We start from the raw sequence: 16,331 nt of genomic DNA, 5'->3' as shown, positions 1-16,331 counted from the left end.
TAACAAACACAATTAAGTAAACAAATCAAGCATTTATAACAAAAATATAGAATACAGTTATGGGATTAATGAGCTATTTGCGGAACCGTGCGGGGCTAGTCATTTTCGTGATCGGTTTAGCAATTATCGCGTTTTTATTAGGAGACATCATCAACATGGGTACTCCATTTTGGCGTGCTAGTCAATCTGAAGTAGGAAATGTGAATGGTGAAAGTATAGATTACAACGAATTCAACCAACAAGTTGAACAAACTGCAGCGAGATTCGCGCAGCAAATGGGTGGTCAAAATACCCCTCAGATGCAAAGTTATGCGGTTCAACAAGTATGGAACCAATATTTGACCCAAGAGTTGATCAAACAAGAGATCGAGAAAATCGGTATCGAAGTAGGTAAAGATGAATTGAACAATTTAGTGACCGGAAACAATCCGTCCATGTTGATCGCACAATACTTTACCAATCCTCAAACTGGTCAGATCGACAAAGCATCCATCAACGCGGTGATGCAACAAGCAAAACAAGATCCTAACACCAAAAGAGAATGGGAAGCTTTATTGGAAAGCATTAAAACAGATCGTTTATTCCAAAAATACAGCACATTGGTGAACAATAGCGTATATACAACTGCTCTGGAAGCGCAATACGATTACAATTCCCGTAATAAATTGGCGAACTTCAAATACGTGATGTTGGATTATGCTTCCATCGCAGATGCACAAGTAAAATTGACAGATGCTGATTATAAGGAATATTACGACAAAAACAAGAACGCATTCAAGAACCAAGAGGAATCCCGTAACATTGAATACGTACTTTTTGACGCACGTCCAAACCAAGCTGATACAGCTTTAGCCACTGCAGCTATCCAAAAATTAAAAACAGATTTACAGGCATCAACCAATGATTCTTCATTTGTAACTGTAAACTCAGAAAGAAAATACCCAGTTACGTATTACGGAAAGAACCAATTAAGCGCAGCTTTGGATTCTGTGGTTTTCAACGCAGCTCCAGGCACCGTAGTTGGTCCTTACCTAACACAGAACGTATATGAAATCGCGAAGGTAATCAACGTGAAGATGAGCCCTGACTCGGTTAATGCAAGCACGATCGTCATCAACCCAGCAACTGAGGGTGGCGTGGATAAAGCGATTGCCAAAGCAGACTCTATCAAAAACTTAATTACTGCTGGCGGAAACTTCTCTACCCTGGCATTGGAATTCAGTGCTGATCCGAATTCAAAAACCAATGGTGGTGAGATCGGAACATTGGTAAGAGGTCAGATCCCAGAATTAGATGCAATCTTATTTGATGGTCAAACGGGCGATGTTAAAGTGGTTCCTACCAACAATGGTGTTCACATTGTAAAAGTGAACAGACAGATCGGTAGTTCAAAAATTGCCAAGTTAGCTATCGTTGATAAATCAATCGTTTCTGGAAAAGAAACTACAGATGCAGCTTATTCTAAAGCCAACAAATTCTTCTCCGCATTGAACGGAACCAATTTTGAGGAAGTAGCAAAACAACAAAACTTGACCATCCTTAAAAACGAAGGAACAAAAGCAATGGACAACAGTTTCGGCGCGGTTGAAATCCCTCGTGAATTAAGCCGTTGGGCATTTGAAGCGAAAGCTGGAACAAATGGAGACAAAGTATTCGAAACGGCAGATAACTTTATCGTTGCTCGTGTTACAGATATCCAACCAAAAGGAATCCAACCATTAGAGTCGGTTAAGAAATTGATCGAACCGGTTGTGAAGAACTTGGTTAAAGCCCGTATGTTGAAAGAGAAAATGAACAATGCATTGAATGGTTCAACTTCCATCGACCAAGTGGCTCAAAAATTAGGCAAGAACGCACAATCTGTTGAGAATGTTGTTCTAGCTAACCCAGTTATTCCTGGTGTAGCAGTTGAAAACGCAGTTGTAGGTACCGTATTCGGGTTACAGCCTAACAAACCATCAAAATCAATTGAAGGTTCTCAAGGTGTATATGCTGTTCAGGTATTAGGATTCGTAAATCCAAAAGCTTTGGCGGGTGAAGAATTAACCGCTCAACAAAAGCAAATTACAGCGTCTAAAGCTCAACGTGATCAGAACGTAATTTTCCAAGCTTTGCAGGATAACGCCAAGATTGTTGACAATCGTATTAAATTCTATTAGTAAAGAATAGTTAAATTTGTTGCTGGGTAACCCAAAGTTGCCCAGCTTTTTTTATTTTTAGAGAAATGGATATTCAAGAGAACATTGTAAATAAAGTAGCCCAAAGTGGTTTGGTGACCATTGATTTGGCTAAATATGCCCCAACAGCACCTATTGTCATCTACGATATCAAGGAGAACCTCTTTCATGGATTGATCCTGAAGGAAAAGGATTTCCGGGAATTCATCAAAACACATGATTGGTCGCAATATGCAGGCAAGCACATCGGTATTGTATGTACTGCCGATGCGATTGTCCCTACATGGGCTTATATGTTGTTGACGAACAAACTGGTGGAGCATGCTCTTTCCGTACATTTTGGAGATGAGGATAAGGTGCGTCAGGATTTATTTGAGCAAGAATTAGCAAGATTAGATTATAGTGTATACCAGGATGAGCGTATCGTCGTAAAGGGATGTGGAGATATCTTTGTTCCAGAATCGGCTTTCGTGACCTTTACAGCCCAATTAAGTAAAGTAGCCAAGAGCATCATGTATGGCGAGCCATGTTCTACTGTACCTGTGTTTAAGCGTAAAACTTAAACTATTTATTCAACCCACGGTCTTAGTTATATGAAAAGAATTATTTCAGCCCTAGTCTTGTTTATTACGCTGACCACTATTGGTCAGGCACAAACATTACCATACTTATCAGAACCCACTTTCAAAGCCGGCGAGGTATTGAAATACAAACTGCGTTATGGCTTTATGTCAGCGGCTACAGGTACCCTATCCGTACAACAATCAAAATATAATTTTGGTAATATGGATGCGGTACATCTATCTGCCTTTGGTCAAACATCTGGTGCATTTTCAAAATTCTATACCGTAAAGAATCAATATGATTCCTATATAGACCAAAAGAATTTCCTACCGATCCTGTATACCGAAAATATTCGGGAGAACAATTATCGTCGGGTGGAGTATGCTACTTTCGACCATAAAACAAAGAAAGTAAAAGGTAAAAAAGGGACTTTCACCAGTCCTACCCAGCAAACATTCGATTTGGTCTCTGCTTATTACTTCTCGCGTAACCTTGATTTCTCCACATTGAAAAAAGGCGATAAATTCAAGATTACTTATTTCTTGAATGATGAGGTCGCACAATTGGGTGTGGAATATATCGGTGTAGAGAAGGTCAAATCTGTTCTTGGAACATTAGAGTGTATCAAGCTGAGTCCTGAAATTTCTCCAGGAAGAATCTTTAAAAAGAACAGTCGTTTGTATCTTTGGGTTACGAATGATGGAAACCGTATTCCCGTTAAAGCGCAAGTAGATATTCTAATTGGCTCTGTAACGATGGATTTGGTTAGTGCAGATGGCTTAAAATTCCCGTTAGGCCAACGGGTTAGTTATTCAAAATAAAAATGATTGAAGTAGGAAATGTACTTGTTCACGAGGATATCGTGAACAACGATTTTGTTTGTAACCTGAGCAAATGCAAAGGGGTTTGCTGTATTGAAGGCGATTCTGGCGCACCATTAACGGAGGCAGAAACAACAATCCTGGAAGAAATTTATCCTAAAGTAAAGCCTTATCTAACCGAAAAAGGCATAAAAGCCATTGAGGAGCAAGGTAAATATGTGGTAGATTCCGATGGCGATCTGACCACCACCTGTGTAGATGGCAATAAAGAATGTGCCTATGTAACCTGGGAAAACGGTATTACCAAATGTGGTATTGAGAAAGCCTATGAGATGGGCGATGTACAATGGAAAAAGCCTATTTCCTGTCACCTCTACCCTATCCGTGCTACCCACTACCCTGAATTTGATGTACTGCATTATGATCGTTGGTATATCTGTAAAGATGCCTGTACATTCGGCCAAGAATTGAAGGTCCCGGTCTATAAATTCCTAAAAGACCCTTTGATTCGAGAATATGGTGAAGATTGGTATAAACAGCTTGAAATTACCTTAGCTTCCCAAGCATAATTTTATTATTTTTATGGTCAATTTCAGGGATTATTAATGGTCTTAAACCATTTTCATGTTAACAATAGACGAAATACAACTTCCTATTAAAGAACATCTCAAGCGCTTCGAAAAAACCTTTAAGGATTCGATGCGTAGTTCCGTTCCTTTATTAGATAAAATTACAAGGTATATTATTAAGCAAAAAGGAAAACAGATGCGTCCGATGTTTGTTTTCTTTTCTGCTGGCGTATGTGGTGGCATCACCGAGGCAACCTATCATGGAGCATCCTTAGTGGAACTATTGCATACGGCTTCTTTGGTGCATGATGATGTAGTGGACAATGCCAATGAAAGAAGAGGATTCTTTTCTATCAATGCGCTTTGGAAAAACAAAGTTGCGGTTTTGGTAGGCGATTTTCTGCTTTCCCAAGGATTATTATTATCCGTAAAACACAAAGAATTTGATATATTGCGGATTGTTTCCGAGGCGGTTCAGCAGATGTCGGAGGGGGAACTTCTTCAGATCGAGAAAGCCAGACATCTTGACATCAAGGAATCCATCTATTTTGAGGTGATCCGAAAAAAAACAGCATCCCTGATCGCTTCATGTTGTGCCTGCGGAGCATCCTCTGCGGGAGCAGATGAAGAAACCGTGGAAAAACTAAGGCTGTTTGGCGAAAAGGTGGGTATTGCTTTTCAAATTAAAGATGACCTTTTCGACTTTGGATTGGATGATGTAGGAAAGCCCGTAGGAAATGACATCAAGGAAAAGAAAATGACGCTGCCATTGATACATGCGTTATCCACGGTGGATAAAAGCCAAAAAAGAAAGATCATCAACCTGGTGAAGAACCATAATGAAGATCCAGAAAAAGTAGCAGAGGTGATCAACTTTGTGAAGATAAACGGTGGAATGGAATATGCGACTGAAAAAATGATGCAATATCAACAGGAAGCATTTGACATATTAGCCGAAATCCCGAACGGTGGGGAATATAAAACCGGACTAGAACAACTCGTTAAGTATACTACAGAAAGAAAGAAATAAACATCTACCATGAGCCACGAAGCACTCTTTATGATCGGATTTATAATTTTTATAATTCTGATGTTAGCAATTGACCTGGGACTATTTTCCAAAAGCGATAAACCTGTATCCTTAAAAGTGGCCGCCATTATGAGTGCCATCTGGGTTACTTTTGCGCTTTTATTTGGTCTATTACTTTATTATTGGGGAAATGAACTGCATAATGTGCATGATATGGCACGGCTCAAAGAGGTCGTCGCCAAACACCTGCATAATATTACCATCAATGAAAATGACCTTGTAGGAAGTATTCAGGCCTATAATAAGAACCTTACACTCGAATACCTAACCGGTTATGTAGTAGAATACGCCCTTTCGGTAGATAATATCTTCGTTATGGTATTACTGTTCAGTTCCTTTGGTATTCCAGAAAAGTATTACCACAAAGTATTGGTTTGGGGTATCCTAGGTGCCATCATCATGCGTTGTATCTTCATTTTCGTAGGTGCGGCATTGATTACCAAATTTGGATGGATCCTATATGTATTTGGTGCATTCTTAGTGTACACTGGGTTTACCATGTACATGAACAGAAATAAAGAAGAGGAAGTGGATCCAGAAAACCACCCTGTGGTTAAGTTCATGTCCAAAAGATTCAAAGTAACCCATAAGTTGGATCAAGGAAATTTCTTCCATGTAGAAAATGGCGAGAAGTACATGACTCCCCTATTCTTGGTGTTATTGGTCATTGAATTTACAGACTTAATCTTTGCGGTGGATTCGATCCCTGCGATCTTCTCGGTAACCAAAGACCCTTATATTGTATTCTTCTCGAATATTTTTGCGATCCTTGGATTACGTTCGATGTTCTTCCTATTGATCAACATCATCCACAAATTCCATTACCTAAAAGTAGGTTTAGCATTCTTATTGATCTTCATTGGTCTGAAAATGTTATTACATAGCTACTTGAAAGAATGGGGCTTTACCACCACCCACTCCCTGATTGTCATTCTGGGAATCCTAGCTTTGAGTATCATCGCATCCCTGATGTTTCCGAAGAAACAAGATTTTGAAAAATCCTAATCATATAAACAGGCTCCGAAAAGGGGCCTGTTTTAGTATGTGCTAATATTTTTACAAAGAGTGGCCTAGCTACTCTTTATTATTTTATAAATTCGTACACAGTTTTTTAATATTATAATAACATGAATTGGAGTAAATCTATTCTTTTTGCAGCAGCTCTATTTGCTACAACCCAAACATTCGCACAAGACAACTTAATAAATGCCTTAAAAGGCAATGCCAGCGACAACAGTAAGGCAGGATTCAAGTTCACGGAAGTGATCAACCTTGGAAACACCTCCATTAAGGACCAAGGATCATCTGGTACCTGTTGGTCTTATTCTGGAAACTCCTTCTTAGAATCCGAGATGATCCGTATGGGCAAAGAGCCTGTGAATATTTCTCAGATCTATACTGCCCGTAATACCTATATTGAAAAAGCAAAGAACTTTGTGCGTCTGCATGGACAACAGGCACAAGGCGACGGCGGACAATTGCATGATGTATTGACTATTTTCAGAAAATACGGTGCAGTACCTTACGAGGCGTATACCGGATTGCCTGAAGGAGAGACACGCAATAACTTTGGGGAGATGAGCCCAATCCTTCAATCCATCACAGAATCTGTGGCAAAAAGTAAGAAACCAGGAGCAAACTGGATCAATTCATTTACTGCGGCGATGGATTCTTATCTAGGAAAAGTACCTGAATCCTTCCAATACAAAGGAAAAACCTATACCCCACGGACATTTGCCGATCAAGTAGTAGGTATCAATCCAGATGATTATGTAGGGATCTCTTCTTTTGAAGAGCATGCGTTATACAAACCATTTGTCCTATTGATCCCTGACAACTGGTCTTTCGAAAGTTTCTATAACGTGAAGATCAATGATCTTACTGATATCATCGACCAAGCTTTGGAAAAAGGATTCACAGTAGCATGGGCAACTGACGTATCTGAGAAAAGCTTCAGCTGGAAGAATGGGGTAGCTTATGTGCCAGAAAAACCGATCGAGCAAATGAGCAAAGAAGAGTTGGACAATATGTTCAACGGACCGAAACCAGAAGCGAAGATCACTCCTGCGCAACGTCAAGAAGCTTTTGACAACTATACCACAACCGATGACCACGGTATGCACATCGTAGGTTTGGTAAAAGATCAGAACGGAAAAGAATATTATATCGTTAAGAACTCTTGGGGAACTACCAACGATTATAAAGGTTATATGTATGCAACGAAAGAGTTTGTTCGCTATAAAACAATCTCTTTATTATTGCACAAAAAAGCATTAACCAAAGAAATGCAGAAGCAATTAGCTATCTAAAAAATGTTAAATCTTTTAAAGTCCTTGTCTCTACAAGGGCTTTTTTTGTTAATAATGGTTACTTTAGTTTAAAATTTCGATTAATAAAGTTACCTATGAAAAAGCTACTATTCATTTTATTCACGCTACCTTTCTTGGTTTTTGCACAGGAAAAAGGTATTCACTTTGAGCACAATACCACTTGGGCCAAAGTTAAGGAGAAAGCCAAAAAGGAAAATAAGTTCATATTCGTGGATGCATTTACCACCTGGTGCGGCCCATGTAAATACATGTCGGATAACATTTTTCCACAGGAAAAAGTGGGAACATTTTTTAATGAAAAGTTTGTGAACCTGAAGATACAGATGGATGAGACCCCAGGGGACAACGAGGAGGTGAAATCTTGGAGAGCCGAAGCAAAACGATTCGCAAAAGATTACGCCATTGCCGCTTATCCTACCTTTTTGATCTTTAATCCAAATGGCGAACTGGTTCACCGTATTGTAGGTGGTGGCGAAGCTGATGAGTTTATCGCTATGGCCAAAGAAAGCTTTGACCCGAGTACTCAATATGAAACCATCGTTAAAAAATACAAGGCTAATCCTAAGGATGTCGAAGCCGCCAAAGCCATGGCAAAAGCAGCAACAAAGGCATATGACAAAAATACTGCAGCAGAAGCTATTGCTTCCATTATAGAGAATTCCAGTGCTGATGCCGTTTTAACGAAGGAATTTATTCCTATGTTGAGATCATCCATTACAAGTGTGGATAATAAGGCATTTGAATTGATTCGCAATAACAAGGCAAAAGTAGACGAAGTGATGGGTGCAGGAAAAGCGGATGCCATGCTAGGTACTGCCGTAATTAATTCGGTACTAATGCCAAAATTACGTGCTTCTCAAACGGATAATTTTGACCAAGCAGCAGAAGAGGCTATTAAGGCTTATCCGGATTTGAAATTGCAAGAGGCCCTCATGACCTTCAAGCCTAATTATTATAGAGCTAAAAAGGACTGGACCAAGTACAGAGAAGCCGTAAATCATTTAATTGCATCAGGAGCCGCAGTTTCCGAAACACAACTGAACAGTTTTGCCTGGACTATCTTTGAAAACTGTACCGATCCGGTATGTTTAGAAGCAGCCTTGGCCTGGAGCAAAAAATCCTTGGAAAAGAAAGAAAATCCGCAATATTTAGATACCTATGCAAACATTCTGCATAAATCTGGAAAAACCAAAGAGGCCATTGCCATCCAAGAAAAAGCGATCAGCTTAGCAGCTGCGGAAGAAAAAGCAGACTATGAATCAAATTTGGCCTTAATGAAAAAAGGTCTTCCTACTTGGGAAACCGAATAAGGCACACCTATATGGAGCTGCTTCAATAACAGTAGCCAAAATAAAAAGGATTCTTGTTGTCCAAAACTTAATCGATGGACAGCAAGAATCCTTTTCTTATTTCACTATTTTAATTACTTCACATCCCGATAACCCACCTTCATATTCTGAAACATGAAAGCCCATTTATCAGTATGCTCTGCAATAACCATAGCAGTTGATTTTCCGGCACCATGACCAGCTTTTGTATCGATACGGATCAGCATCGGATTAGTTCCCTTATTATATTCTTGCAAGCGCGCAGCGAATTTAAAGGAATGCGCGGGTACTACGCGGTCATCATGATCGGCCGTAGTAACCATCGTCGCAGGATAATCTACCCCTTGTTTCAAGGCATGATAAGGCGAATATTTATACAGGTAATTGAACATTTCCGCATTATCATCTGCTGTTCCATAATCAAATGCCCATCCGGCACCTGCCGTAAACTTATGATAACGCAACATATCCAACACCCCTACTGCCGGGAAGGCTACTTTAAATAATTCCGGACGCTGGGTCATCGCTGCACCGACCAACAATCCACCGTTAGAGCCACCCGCAATCGCCAATTTTTCCGAAGAGGTATATTTCTCCTTTATCAGGTATTCTGCTGCGGCAATGAAATCATCAAATACATTTTGTTTCTTCAATTTGGTACCTGCTACGTGCCAAGTCTGCCCATATTCACCACCGCCACGCAGGTTAGCCACCGCATACACGCCACCCTGTTCCAATAGGATTACATTACTGGTACTGAAAGAAGGCGTCAAACTGATGTTGAAACCTCCATAACCGTACAGCATCGTCGGGTTGGTCCCATCCAATTTGATTCCTTTTTTATAGGTAATGATCATCGGAACTTTAGTACCATCCTTAGAGGTGTAGAAAACCTGTTTCGATTCGTAGTTGGCAGGATCGAATTTAATCGCTGAAGCTTTATACACTTCTGATTTACCTGACGCAATATCATATTTATAGATGGTTCCTGGATTTACATAATTCGTAAAGGAATAATACAGGGATTTCTCATCCTTTTTGGCACCAAATCCTGAAGCGGTACCCACACCCGGTAATTCTACCTCATGCTCCAATTTGCCTTGCCTATCGTATTGTTTGACAAGCGTGGTCGCATCCTTCAAATAATTAGCGAAGATTTTACCTCCACCAGTAGAAGGGCTCAACACCTGTTCCGTCTCCGGAATGAGATCCTTCCAATTTTCCTGCGTAGGTGTAGCAAAACTGGTCTGCACCAATCTTCCGTTCGGCGCATTCAACTCGGTGTAAATAATCAGGTTATCCCCTTCATTATCCAATACATAATGATTGGACTCCATGTTGTTCACAATCGGAACAAAATCTGAACCTGGATTCTTCAGGTCTTTGATGTACAACTCATTTCCCGAGGTGGCATTTGCCGCAGTAACGATCAGGAACCTTTCATCCTCGGTCAATCCCGCACCGATATATCTACGCGGGGTGGTTGGCCCACCAAAGATCAAGGCATCAGAAGATTGGGCAGTGTTCAGCTTATGGAAATACAGCTTATGCTGGTCGGTCATTGCCGACAAGGCAGATCCTTCTTTCGGTTTATCGTAAGAGGAATAATAAATACCTTCATTTCCCTGCCAAGCAAGGCCGCTGAATTTCACATTCGTCAGGGTATCCCCTACGATCGAATTATCCTTCGTGTTGATGATGATGACCTTGGTCCAATCCGAACCTCCTTCAGATATCTGATAGGCCGCCAATGAACCATCTTTGCTAAAAGATAATCCTGCCAAAGAGGTCGTACCATCATTAGAAAACTTATTGGGATCCAAGAAAACTTCTTCTTTCCCATCATCTCCTTTTTTACGATAAATAACCGATTGGTTCTGTAAACCATCATTCTTATAAAAATAGGTGTACTCGCCTTCGGAAAAAGGAGCGGAGAATTTTTCATAATTCCACAGGTTCTCCAACCGTTTTCGGATGTTCTCGCGGAAAGGAATCTGGCTTAAATAATCCTCGGTGACTTCATTTTCAGCTTTTACCCAAGCTTTGGTTTCAGCAGATAGGTCATCTTCCAACCATCGGTAGGGATCTTCCACGGTAACACCAAAATAAGTATCGGTTTGTGTTCCTTTTTCAGTTTTAGGATAAGGTTTCAATGTAATATCAGTTTTTGATTCAATAGCTTTTTCTTGATTACAGGCAGCCAAGCCCAGGACAATGATGCCCAAACAGGTGTATTTCCTCATATCTATTACAATTAGTTTATAACAAAACTAATGATTTAATTTGCTAGTTTTGAACTCATGGGCATACGCAACAAGATTTATTTTGCTTCCGATTTTCATTTAGGATCTTATCCTACTTCACATTCCTTGGATAGGGAGCGCAGAATCGTTGCCTGGTTAGACCATATAAAAACCGATGCAAAAGAACTTTACCTCGTAGGCGATATCTTTGATTTTTGGTTTGAATACGCCTCGGTAGTCCCCAAAGGTTACATTCGTTTTCTTGGCAAACTGGCTGAATTGGCCGATTTAGGTGTTAAGATCACCCTATTCAAAGGGAACCACGACATGTGGATGTTTGGATACCTAAAACAGGAATTGGGTGCTGAAGTCGTCTCCAATGAAAAGGTTCTTCAAGTAGATGGGAAGCGTTTTTACATACATCATGGGGATGGTCTTGGTCCAGGAGATGCGAAATATAAATTTTTGAAGAAAATTTTTAGATCGCGTTTTTGCCAATGGTTATTTGCCCGCCTACACCCTAACCTGGGGATAGGTATTGCAACCCGATGGTCGAAACACAGCCGAATCGCCAACAACAATGAAGAAAAGTTTCTTGGCGAAGAAAATGAATGGCTGATCGTGTATTCAAAGGAAATCCTCCAGGGCGAACATTACGATTATTTTATTTTTGGACACCGGCATCTTCCTTATGAAAGGACCATAGGTAATCAATCCACCATCGTCAACCTTGGCGAATGGATCAATTATAATACCTATGCCGTTTGGGATGGTGTACAATTAACACTGGAAACATGGAGTTCAGGGAAATAGCCGATTCTATTTTTCGATTAGCGTCTTCCGACTTGGAATTATTGGAGGAAATCGTTGAAGAGGTCCATGTACCTAAGAATACCAAGCTTATCGAGTCGGAAAAGATCAGCCCTTATATCTATTTTAAGAAATCCGGTATCTGCCGAATTTATTATCACAAGGCAGAAAAGGAGATCATTCTTGCCTTTACTTTTCCTGGAGATGCCTTAATCTCCTTGAACAGTTATATCCATAACCAAAGAGGTTATGAAACCATCCAAAGCCTCGAAGATTCCAGCTTATACCGCATTTCCAGCACCGACCTACAAAATCTTTTCTTAAAATCTATCGGTATAGCCAATTGGGGAAGAAAATTGGCCGAATTGGAGTCCCTGAAGATTGAGGATAGGTTGATGTTCCGACTGTTTAAATCCTCCCTGGAATCTTATGAAGAGCTATTAAAGAAGGCTCCGAACATCACGAACCGCATCAAATTAGGATATATTGCCTCTTACCTAGGAATTAGCCAAGTTACCTTGAGCCGCATCCGGGCGACAAAAAAATAAAATCATCGAGATTTTTTTAACATATGTAAAAAGCTTATTGCGGGTAAAAGCAGAAATTTGCCTCAGTAATTAAAACATACAACAAATGAATTGGATTATTCTAGTATTGGGCGGGCTTTTTGAAGTCGCTTTCACGTATTGTATCGGACGTGCAAAATTTGCCACCGGAACGGAAATGTACCTGTGGTATCTGGGTTTCTTGGTTAGTGTAACGGTTAGTATGGGCTTATTGATCAAAGCAACCAGTACATTACCCTTGGGTACTGCCTACGCCGTATGGTCGGGCATCGGTGCGGTAGGAACCGTATTGATGGGTATTTTCTTCTTTAAAGAACCTACAGATTTCTGGCGCATCTTCTTCATTATCACCTTGATAGGCTCTATCGTTGGGCTAAAAGCAGTTTCTTCGCATTAGTTCCTTAAAAAAAGCGCAAAAATCTTTATTTTTGTCGATTACTATCATTCCCAACGATTTGGGAATGAACTATTCAACAGAGGAATACTATGTTAGACAAATTACAAGCGATAAAAGAGCGCTGGGAAGAAGTAGAAGCGGAATTATCCAATCCTGATACCATTAGCGACATGAGTCGTTTTGCAAAACTTAATAAGGAATATAAAGACCTAGGTAAGATTGTAGAACAATACCATATCTATAAAAATATGGTGAGCAACATCGATACCAACAAAGACATCCTTGCCAATGAGAAGGATCAGGAGTTGAGGGAGATGGCGAAGGAGGAATTGGATATTCTTTGGACCCAACGTGAGGAAAAAGAAGAAGAGATTCGTCTGATGTTGATCCCTAAAGATCCAGAGGATGGTAAAAATGCCATCATCGAGATCCGCGGTGGTACAGGAGGAGATGAGGCAGCCTTATTTGCTGGCGATCTATACCGTATGTATACCCGTTATTTCGAGACCAAAGGTTGGAGAACTGAGGTGATGGATGTAACGGAAGGAACATCGGGTGGTTATAAAGAGGTGATCCTAAAAGTAATTGGCGATGATGTGTATGGTCAATTGAAATATGAATCAGGAGTTCACCGTGTTCAACGTGTCCCTGATACGGAAACGCAAGGCCGAGTACATACATCAGCAGCCTCGGTAGCTGTCTTACCGGAAGCGGAAGAGGTTGACGTGGAGATCAATCCAGGCGATATCGAGATGCAGACATCCCGTTCAGGTGGTGCTGGTGGTCAGAACGTGAACAAGGTAGAGACCAAGGTTCAGTTGACGCACAAACCTTCTGGAATCGTGGTTGTTTGTCAGGTAGAGCGTTCGCAATTGGCAAACCGCGAGTTGGCGATGGAGATGCTTCGTAACAAGCTTTACGAACTTGAAGTACAGAAGAAACATGGTGATGTAGCCGCGAAACGTAAGACGATGGTATCCACCGGAGACCGTTCGGCGAAGATCCGTACCTACAACTATCCACAGGGTCGTGTAACCGAGCACCGTATCGGTTTGACGATGTATAATTTACCTGCCATTATGGATGGTGATATTCAGGACATTATCGACAAGCTACAGTTTGCAGAGAATGCCGAAAAGATGAAAGAGGGCGCTGTAGACTAATATTTTTCAAAAATATTTAGCAGATTTAGAAATAAACACTATATTTGCACACCTTCTGAAAAGAAGGAAAATGGTCTGGTAGTTCAGCTGGTTAGAATACATGCCTGTCACGCATGGGGTCGCGGGTTCGAGTCCCGTCCAGACCGCCACAACAAAAACAACAGTTAATTATTGAATTAACAAGGTCTGAAAAGACCACGTTCTTTAAAAGAAATTGCAAAATATTGGTCTGGTAGTTCAGCTGGTTAGAATACATGCCTGTCACGCATGGGGTCGCGGGTTCGAGTCCCGTCCAGACCGCCAATATTGGTCAAGTTTAACTTGGAAATCATTTTGCAAACATGAGGTCTGGTAGTTCAGCTGGTTAGAATACATGCCTGTCACGCATGGGGTCGCGGGTTCGAGTCCCGTCCAGACCGCAGTAAAAAGAAGGTGTCTAAAAAGGCACCTTCTTCTGTTTTATAGCTTTCTGGAGCTCCATTATAATTTCATGAGCAATATTAGGCTGCAAGTCGATGTTTTGTACTTTTCAGCATGTTGATGGCTTGATTTATCGCAAATAGGGAGTTTTTGCCACCTGGTTTACCGATAAAAGCTTTGTCTTTCCACTTTTTTGCCCATTTTCTGAGGTTATGGGCAATGGCCATCAAACCGAATTCCACAGCGACTTTATCCAGTCCTTTCATTGTGAACCGGGTAAACCTGTTGTTGCTTTTCATCTGACCAAATACAGCTTCCACTTCTATGGGTCGCTTGCTCCGATGGTACATTCCCTCTTCCGACAGCAGTCTTTCCCGGGCTTTATCCTTGAGCTTATTGAGCCTGTGGTTCACTTCAATGAGCCGATCGCCTTTAGCTTTATGGCACCCACTGCGCATCGGGCAGCCCTCACATCGCCGAGCCTGGTAACAGCTGACCTGGGCAGTGTATCCGTTGGCACTGACTCTGGTTGCATGACCGATAAAGCTGAGCTTCTGTCCTGCCGGACACACATAAAAGTCCTCCTGCTGGTTGTAATATAGGTTCTGTACCGAAAAAGGATCCTGTTTATCCTTGCGCTTCTGTTCCATATGGAAGTAATTGTACTTCACAAAAGCGGTTATACCCTGTCCTTCCATCAGCTCGTAGTTCTGCTCGCTACCATATCCGGCATCTGCGACGATGGATTCACTCTGTTTTCCGTAATGGGACTCAAAGCCTTCCAGGTGTTCGGGCAGGGTTGTGGTATCTGCGGCCGTTTGATGGATGCTATAATGGGTGATGAACTGCTCTTCGGTGCTGATCTGGGTATTGTAGGCCGGTTTAAGCTGGCCATTTTTCATGTGGTCCTCTTTCATCCGCATAAACACGGCATCGGTATCGGTCTTGCTATAACTATTGCGATCTCCCAGTACTTCCAGTTGCTCCTCATATTTCTCCAGTCGGGGCAGATAGTCGTCTTCAAGCTTCCTCAGCTGCCTATCGGTAGATCTATCCACTCCTTTGAGCTTGGCATTGATCGATTTGATCTTTTCCCTCAGCTGGGCACTATCGATGGCCCTGCCGACCTGCTGATCCCCTAATGAAGATTGGTCCCGGCTGATCTGTGCATCGATATCCGAAAGGACCGAAGCGATGTTCGCCTCCAGCTTTATCTTGTTCTTCTCGATCGATTTCTTCCAAACGAAGGTATAACGACCGGCGGCCGATTCGATCTTGGTACCATCTACATACTGGACTTTCAGGCTGACATACTCCATATCATGCAGCATCCGAACGATACTGGCAAACAGCTCCTGTATCTGTCCCTTAAGACGCTTTCCCCTGAAATAATTGATCGTACGGTAATCCGGTGTACTGTTGCCCGAAAGCCACATGAAATGGATGTTCTCGTGCAGGGCGCGCTCGATCTTGCGGCAAGAATAGATATTGCTCAGATACGCGTAGAACAGTACCTTAATGAGCATCCTGGGATGGAAACTGGTCGTTCCCCCTCCTTTATACTGACGGATGATATGTTCCAGATCCAACTGGTCAACAACCTGGCTCACCAACCGAACAGGATGGTTCAAGGGGATACGGTCTAAAATATTCTCAGGAAAAAGACTAGGACTATTGGATGGAAGCGCTTTGAATTGTATGTTTGCCATATTGTTTTTTGGTTGCACCTTAAGATACAAAATCTTGAGGACAAAAAACAGAAAAACCCCGCCATTTTTTAATGACGGGGTTCTCTTTTAAGAGACCTTTTTAGATTCTGTGTTAATATACAAGTCAATTTTATCTTTTTTTTG

The 16,331-nt window shown here is 41.3% G+C and carries 13 protein-coding genes, 3 tRNA genes and 1 pseudogene; 15 read left to right on the top strand and 2 right to left on the bottom strand.

All coding sequences use genetic code 11. The annotated features are described in order from the left end of the window. Positions 1 to 59: 59 nt before the first annotated feature. The 8 genes from E3D81_RS01655 to E3D81_RS01620 all read left to right on the top strand — a co-directional run bounded on the left by E3D81_RS01655 (position 60) and on the right by E3D81_RS01620 (position 8,861). Entirely contained in the window at positions 60 to 2,159 is a 2,100-nt protein-coding gene (locus tag E3D81_RS01655; protein ID WP_099367768.1) for a SurA N-terminal domain-containing protein, read from the top strand. A gap of 65 nt (positions 2,160 to 2,224) precedes the next feature. Then, positions 2,225 to 2,740, top strand: coding sequence for a DUF2480 family protein (locus tag E3D81_RS01650; RefSeq protein ID WP_099367769.1), 516 nt, complete (start codon positions 2,225 to 2,227; stop codon positions 2,738 to 2,740). 30 nt (positions 2,741 to 2,770) lie between these two features. Beyond that, on the top strand, positions 2,771 to 3,562 hold the full coding sequence (locus tag E3D81_RS01645; RefSeq protein WP_134776179.1) for a DUF3108 domain-containing protein: 792 nt from the start codon (positions 2,771 to 2,773) through the stop codon (positions 3,560 to 3,562). A gap of 2 nt (positions 3,563 to 3,564) precedes the next feature. After that, positions 3,565 to 4,131, top strand: coding sequence for a DUF3109 family protein (locus tag E3D81_RS01640; RefSeq protein WP_099367771.1), 567 nt, complete (start codon positions 3,565 to 3,567; stop codon positions 4,129 to 4,131). Positions 4,132 to 4,186: 55 nt separating this feature from the next. Next, positions 4,187 to 5,161, top strand: coding sequence for a polyprenyl synthetase family protein (locus E3D81_RS01635; protein WP_099367772.1), 975 nt, complete (start codon positions 4,187 to 4,189; stop codon positions 5,159 to 5,161). Positions 5,162 to 5,170: 9 nt separating this feature from the next. After that, positions 5,171 to 6,226, top strand: coding sequence for a TerC family protein (locus E3D81_RS01630; protein WP_134776178.1), 1,056 nt, complete (start codon positions 5,171 to 5,173; stop codon positions 6,224 to 6,226). A 122-nt stretch (positions 6,227 to 6,348) separates the two neighbouring features. Further along, the gene (locus E3D81_RS01625) at positions 6,349 to 7,530 is read left to right on the top strand and encodes an aminopeptidase C (RefSeq protein WP_134776177.1); all 1,182 of its coding nucleotides are present in this window, start codon (positions 6,349 to 6,351) and stop codon (positions 7,528 to 7,530) included. Positions 7,531 to 7,625: 95 nt separating this feature from the next. Then, complete coding sequence (locus E3D81_RS01620; protein WP_134776176.1) at positions 7,626 to 8,861, top strand: thioredoxin family protein; 1,236 nt, start codon at positions 7,626 to 7,628, stop codon at positions 8,859 to 8,861. A 113-nt stretch (positions 8,862 to 8,974) separates the two neighbouring features. Here the strand turns inward: E3D81_RS01620 and E3D81_RS01615 are convergent, their stop codons facing one another. Then, positions 8,975 to 11,122 (bottom strand): prolyl oligopeptidase family serine peptidase, encoded by a 2,148-nt coding sequence (locus tag E3D81_RS01615; RefSeq protein ID WP_134776175.1) that lies wholly within the window; start codon positions 11,120 to 11,122, stop codon positions 8,975 to 8,977. A 57-nt stretch (positions 11,123 to 11,179) separates the two neighbouring features. On the opposite strand from E3D81_RS01615, the gene E3D81_RS01610 reads away from it, so the two are divergent. The 7 genes from E3D81_RS01610 (at position 11,180) to E3D81_RS01580 (ending at position 14,477) form a co-directional block, all read left to right on the top strand. Beyond that, positions 11,180 to 11,935 carry a UDP-2,3-diacylglucosamine diphosphatase gene (locus E3D81_RS01610; protein WP_134776174.1) on the top strand — a complete coding sequence of 252 codons (756 nt, stop codon included), beginning with the start codon at positions 11,180 to 11,182 and terminating at the stop codon, positions 11,933 to 11,935. Next, positions 11,917 to 12,480, top strand: coding sequence for a Crp/Fnr family transcriptional regulator (locus E3D81_RS01605; RefSeq protein ID WP_134776173.1), 564 nt, complete (start codon positions 11,917 to 11,919; stop codon positions 12,478 to 12,480). Before E3D81_RS01610 ends, E3D81_RS01605 begins: the two co-directional genes overlap by 19 nt. Positions 12,481 to 12,565: 85 nt before the next feature. Next, positions 12,566 to 12,895 carry a DMT family transporter gene (locus E3D81_RS01600; RefSeq protein ID WP_099367778.1) on the top strand — a complete coding sequence of 110 codons (330 nt, stop codon included), beginning with the start codon at positions 12,566 to 12,568 and terminating at the stop codon, positions 12,893 to 12,895. Positions 12,896 to 12,984: 89 nt separating this feature from the next. Beyond that, positions 12,985 to 14,058 (top strand): peptide chain release factor 1, encoded by a 1,074-nt coding sequence (gene prfA / locus E3D81_RS01595; RefSeq protein WP_099367779.1) that lies wholly within the window; start codon positions 12,985 to 12,987, stop codon positions 14,056 to 14,058. 72 nt (positions 14,059 to 14,130) lie between these two features. Further along, positions 14,131 to 14,207 (top strand) — tRNA-Asp (locus tag E3D81_RS01590). Between the two features lie 77 nt (positions 14,208 to 14,284). Continuing rightward, positions 14,285 to 14,361 (top strand) — tRNA-Asp (locus E3D81_RS01585). A 42-nt stretch (positions 14,362 to 14,403) separates the two neighbouring features. After that, positions 14,404 to 14,477 (top strand) — tRNA-Asp (locus tag E3D81_RS01580). Positions 14,478 to 14,666: 189 nt separating this feature from the next. Here the strand turns inward: E3D81_RS01580 and E3D81_RS01575 are convergent. Then, positions 14,667 to 16,187 (bottom strand): annotated as a pseudogene (locus E3D81_RS01575) (IS1182 family transposase); the annotation flags it as partial. Positions 16,188 to 16,331: the final 144 nt, after the last annotated feature.

It is taken from the genome of Sphingobacterium sp. CZ-2 (genome assembly GCF_004526235.1).
In the GTDB taxonomy this organism is placed as follows: Bacteria; Bacteroidota; Bacteroidia; order Sphingobacteriales; family Sphingobacteriaceae; genus Sphingobacterium; species Sphingobacterium tenebrionis.
Note: the sequence above shows the minus strand (reverse complement) of the source record. Positions and strands in the feature narration are given on the sequence as shown.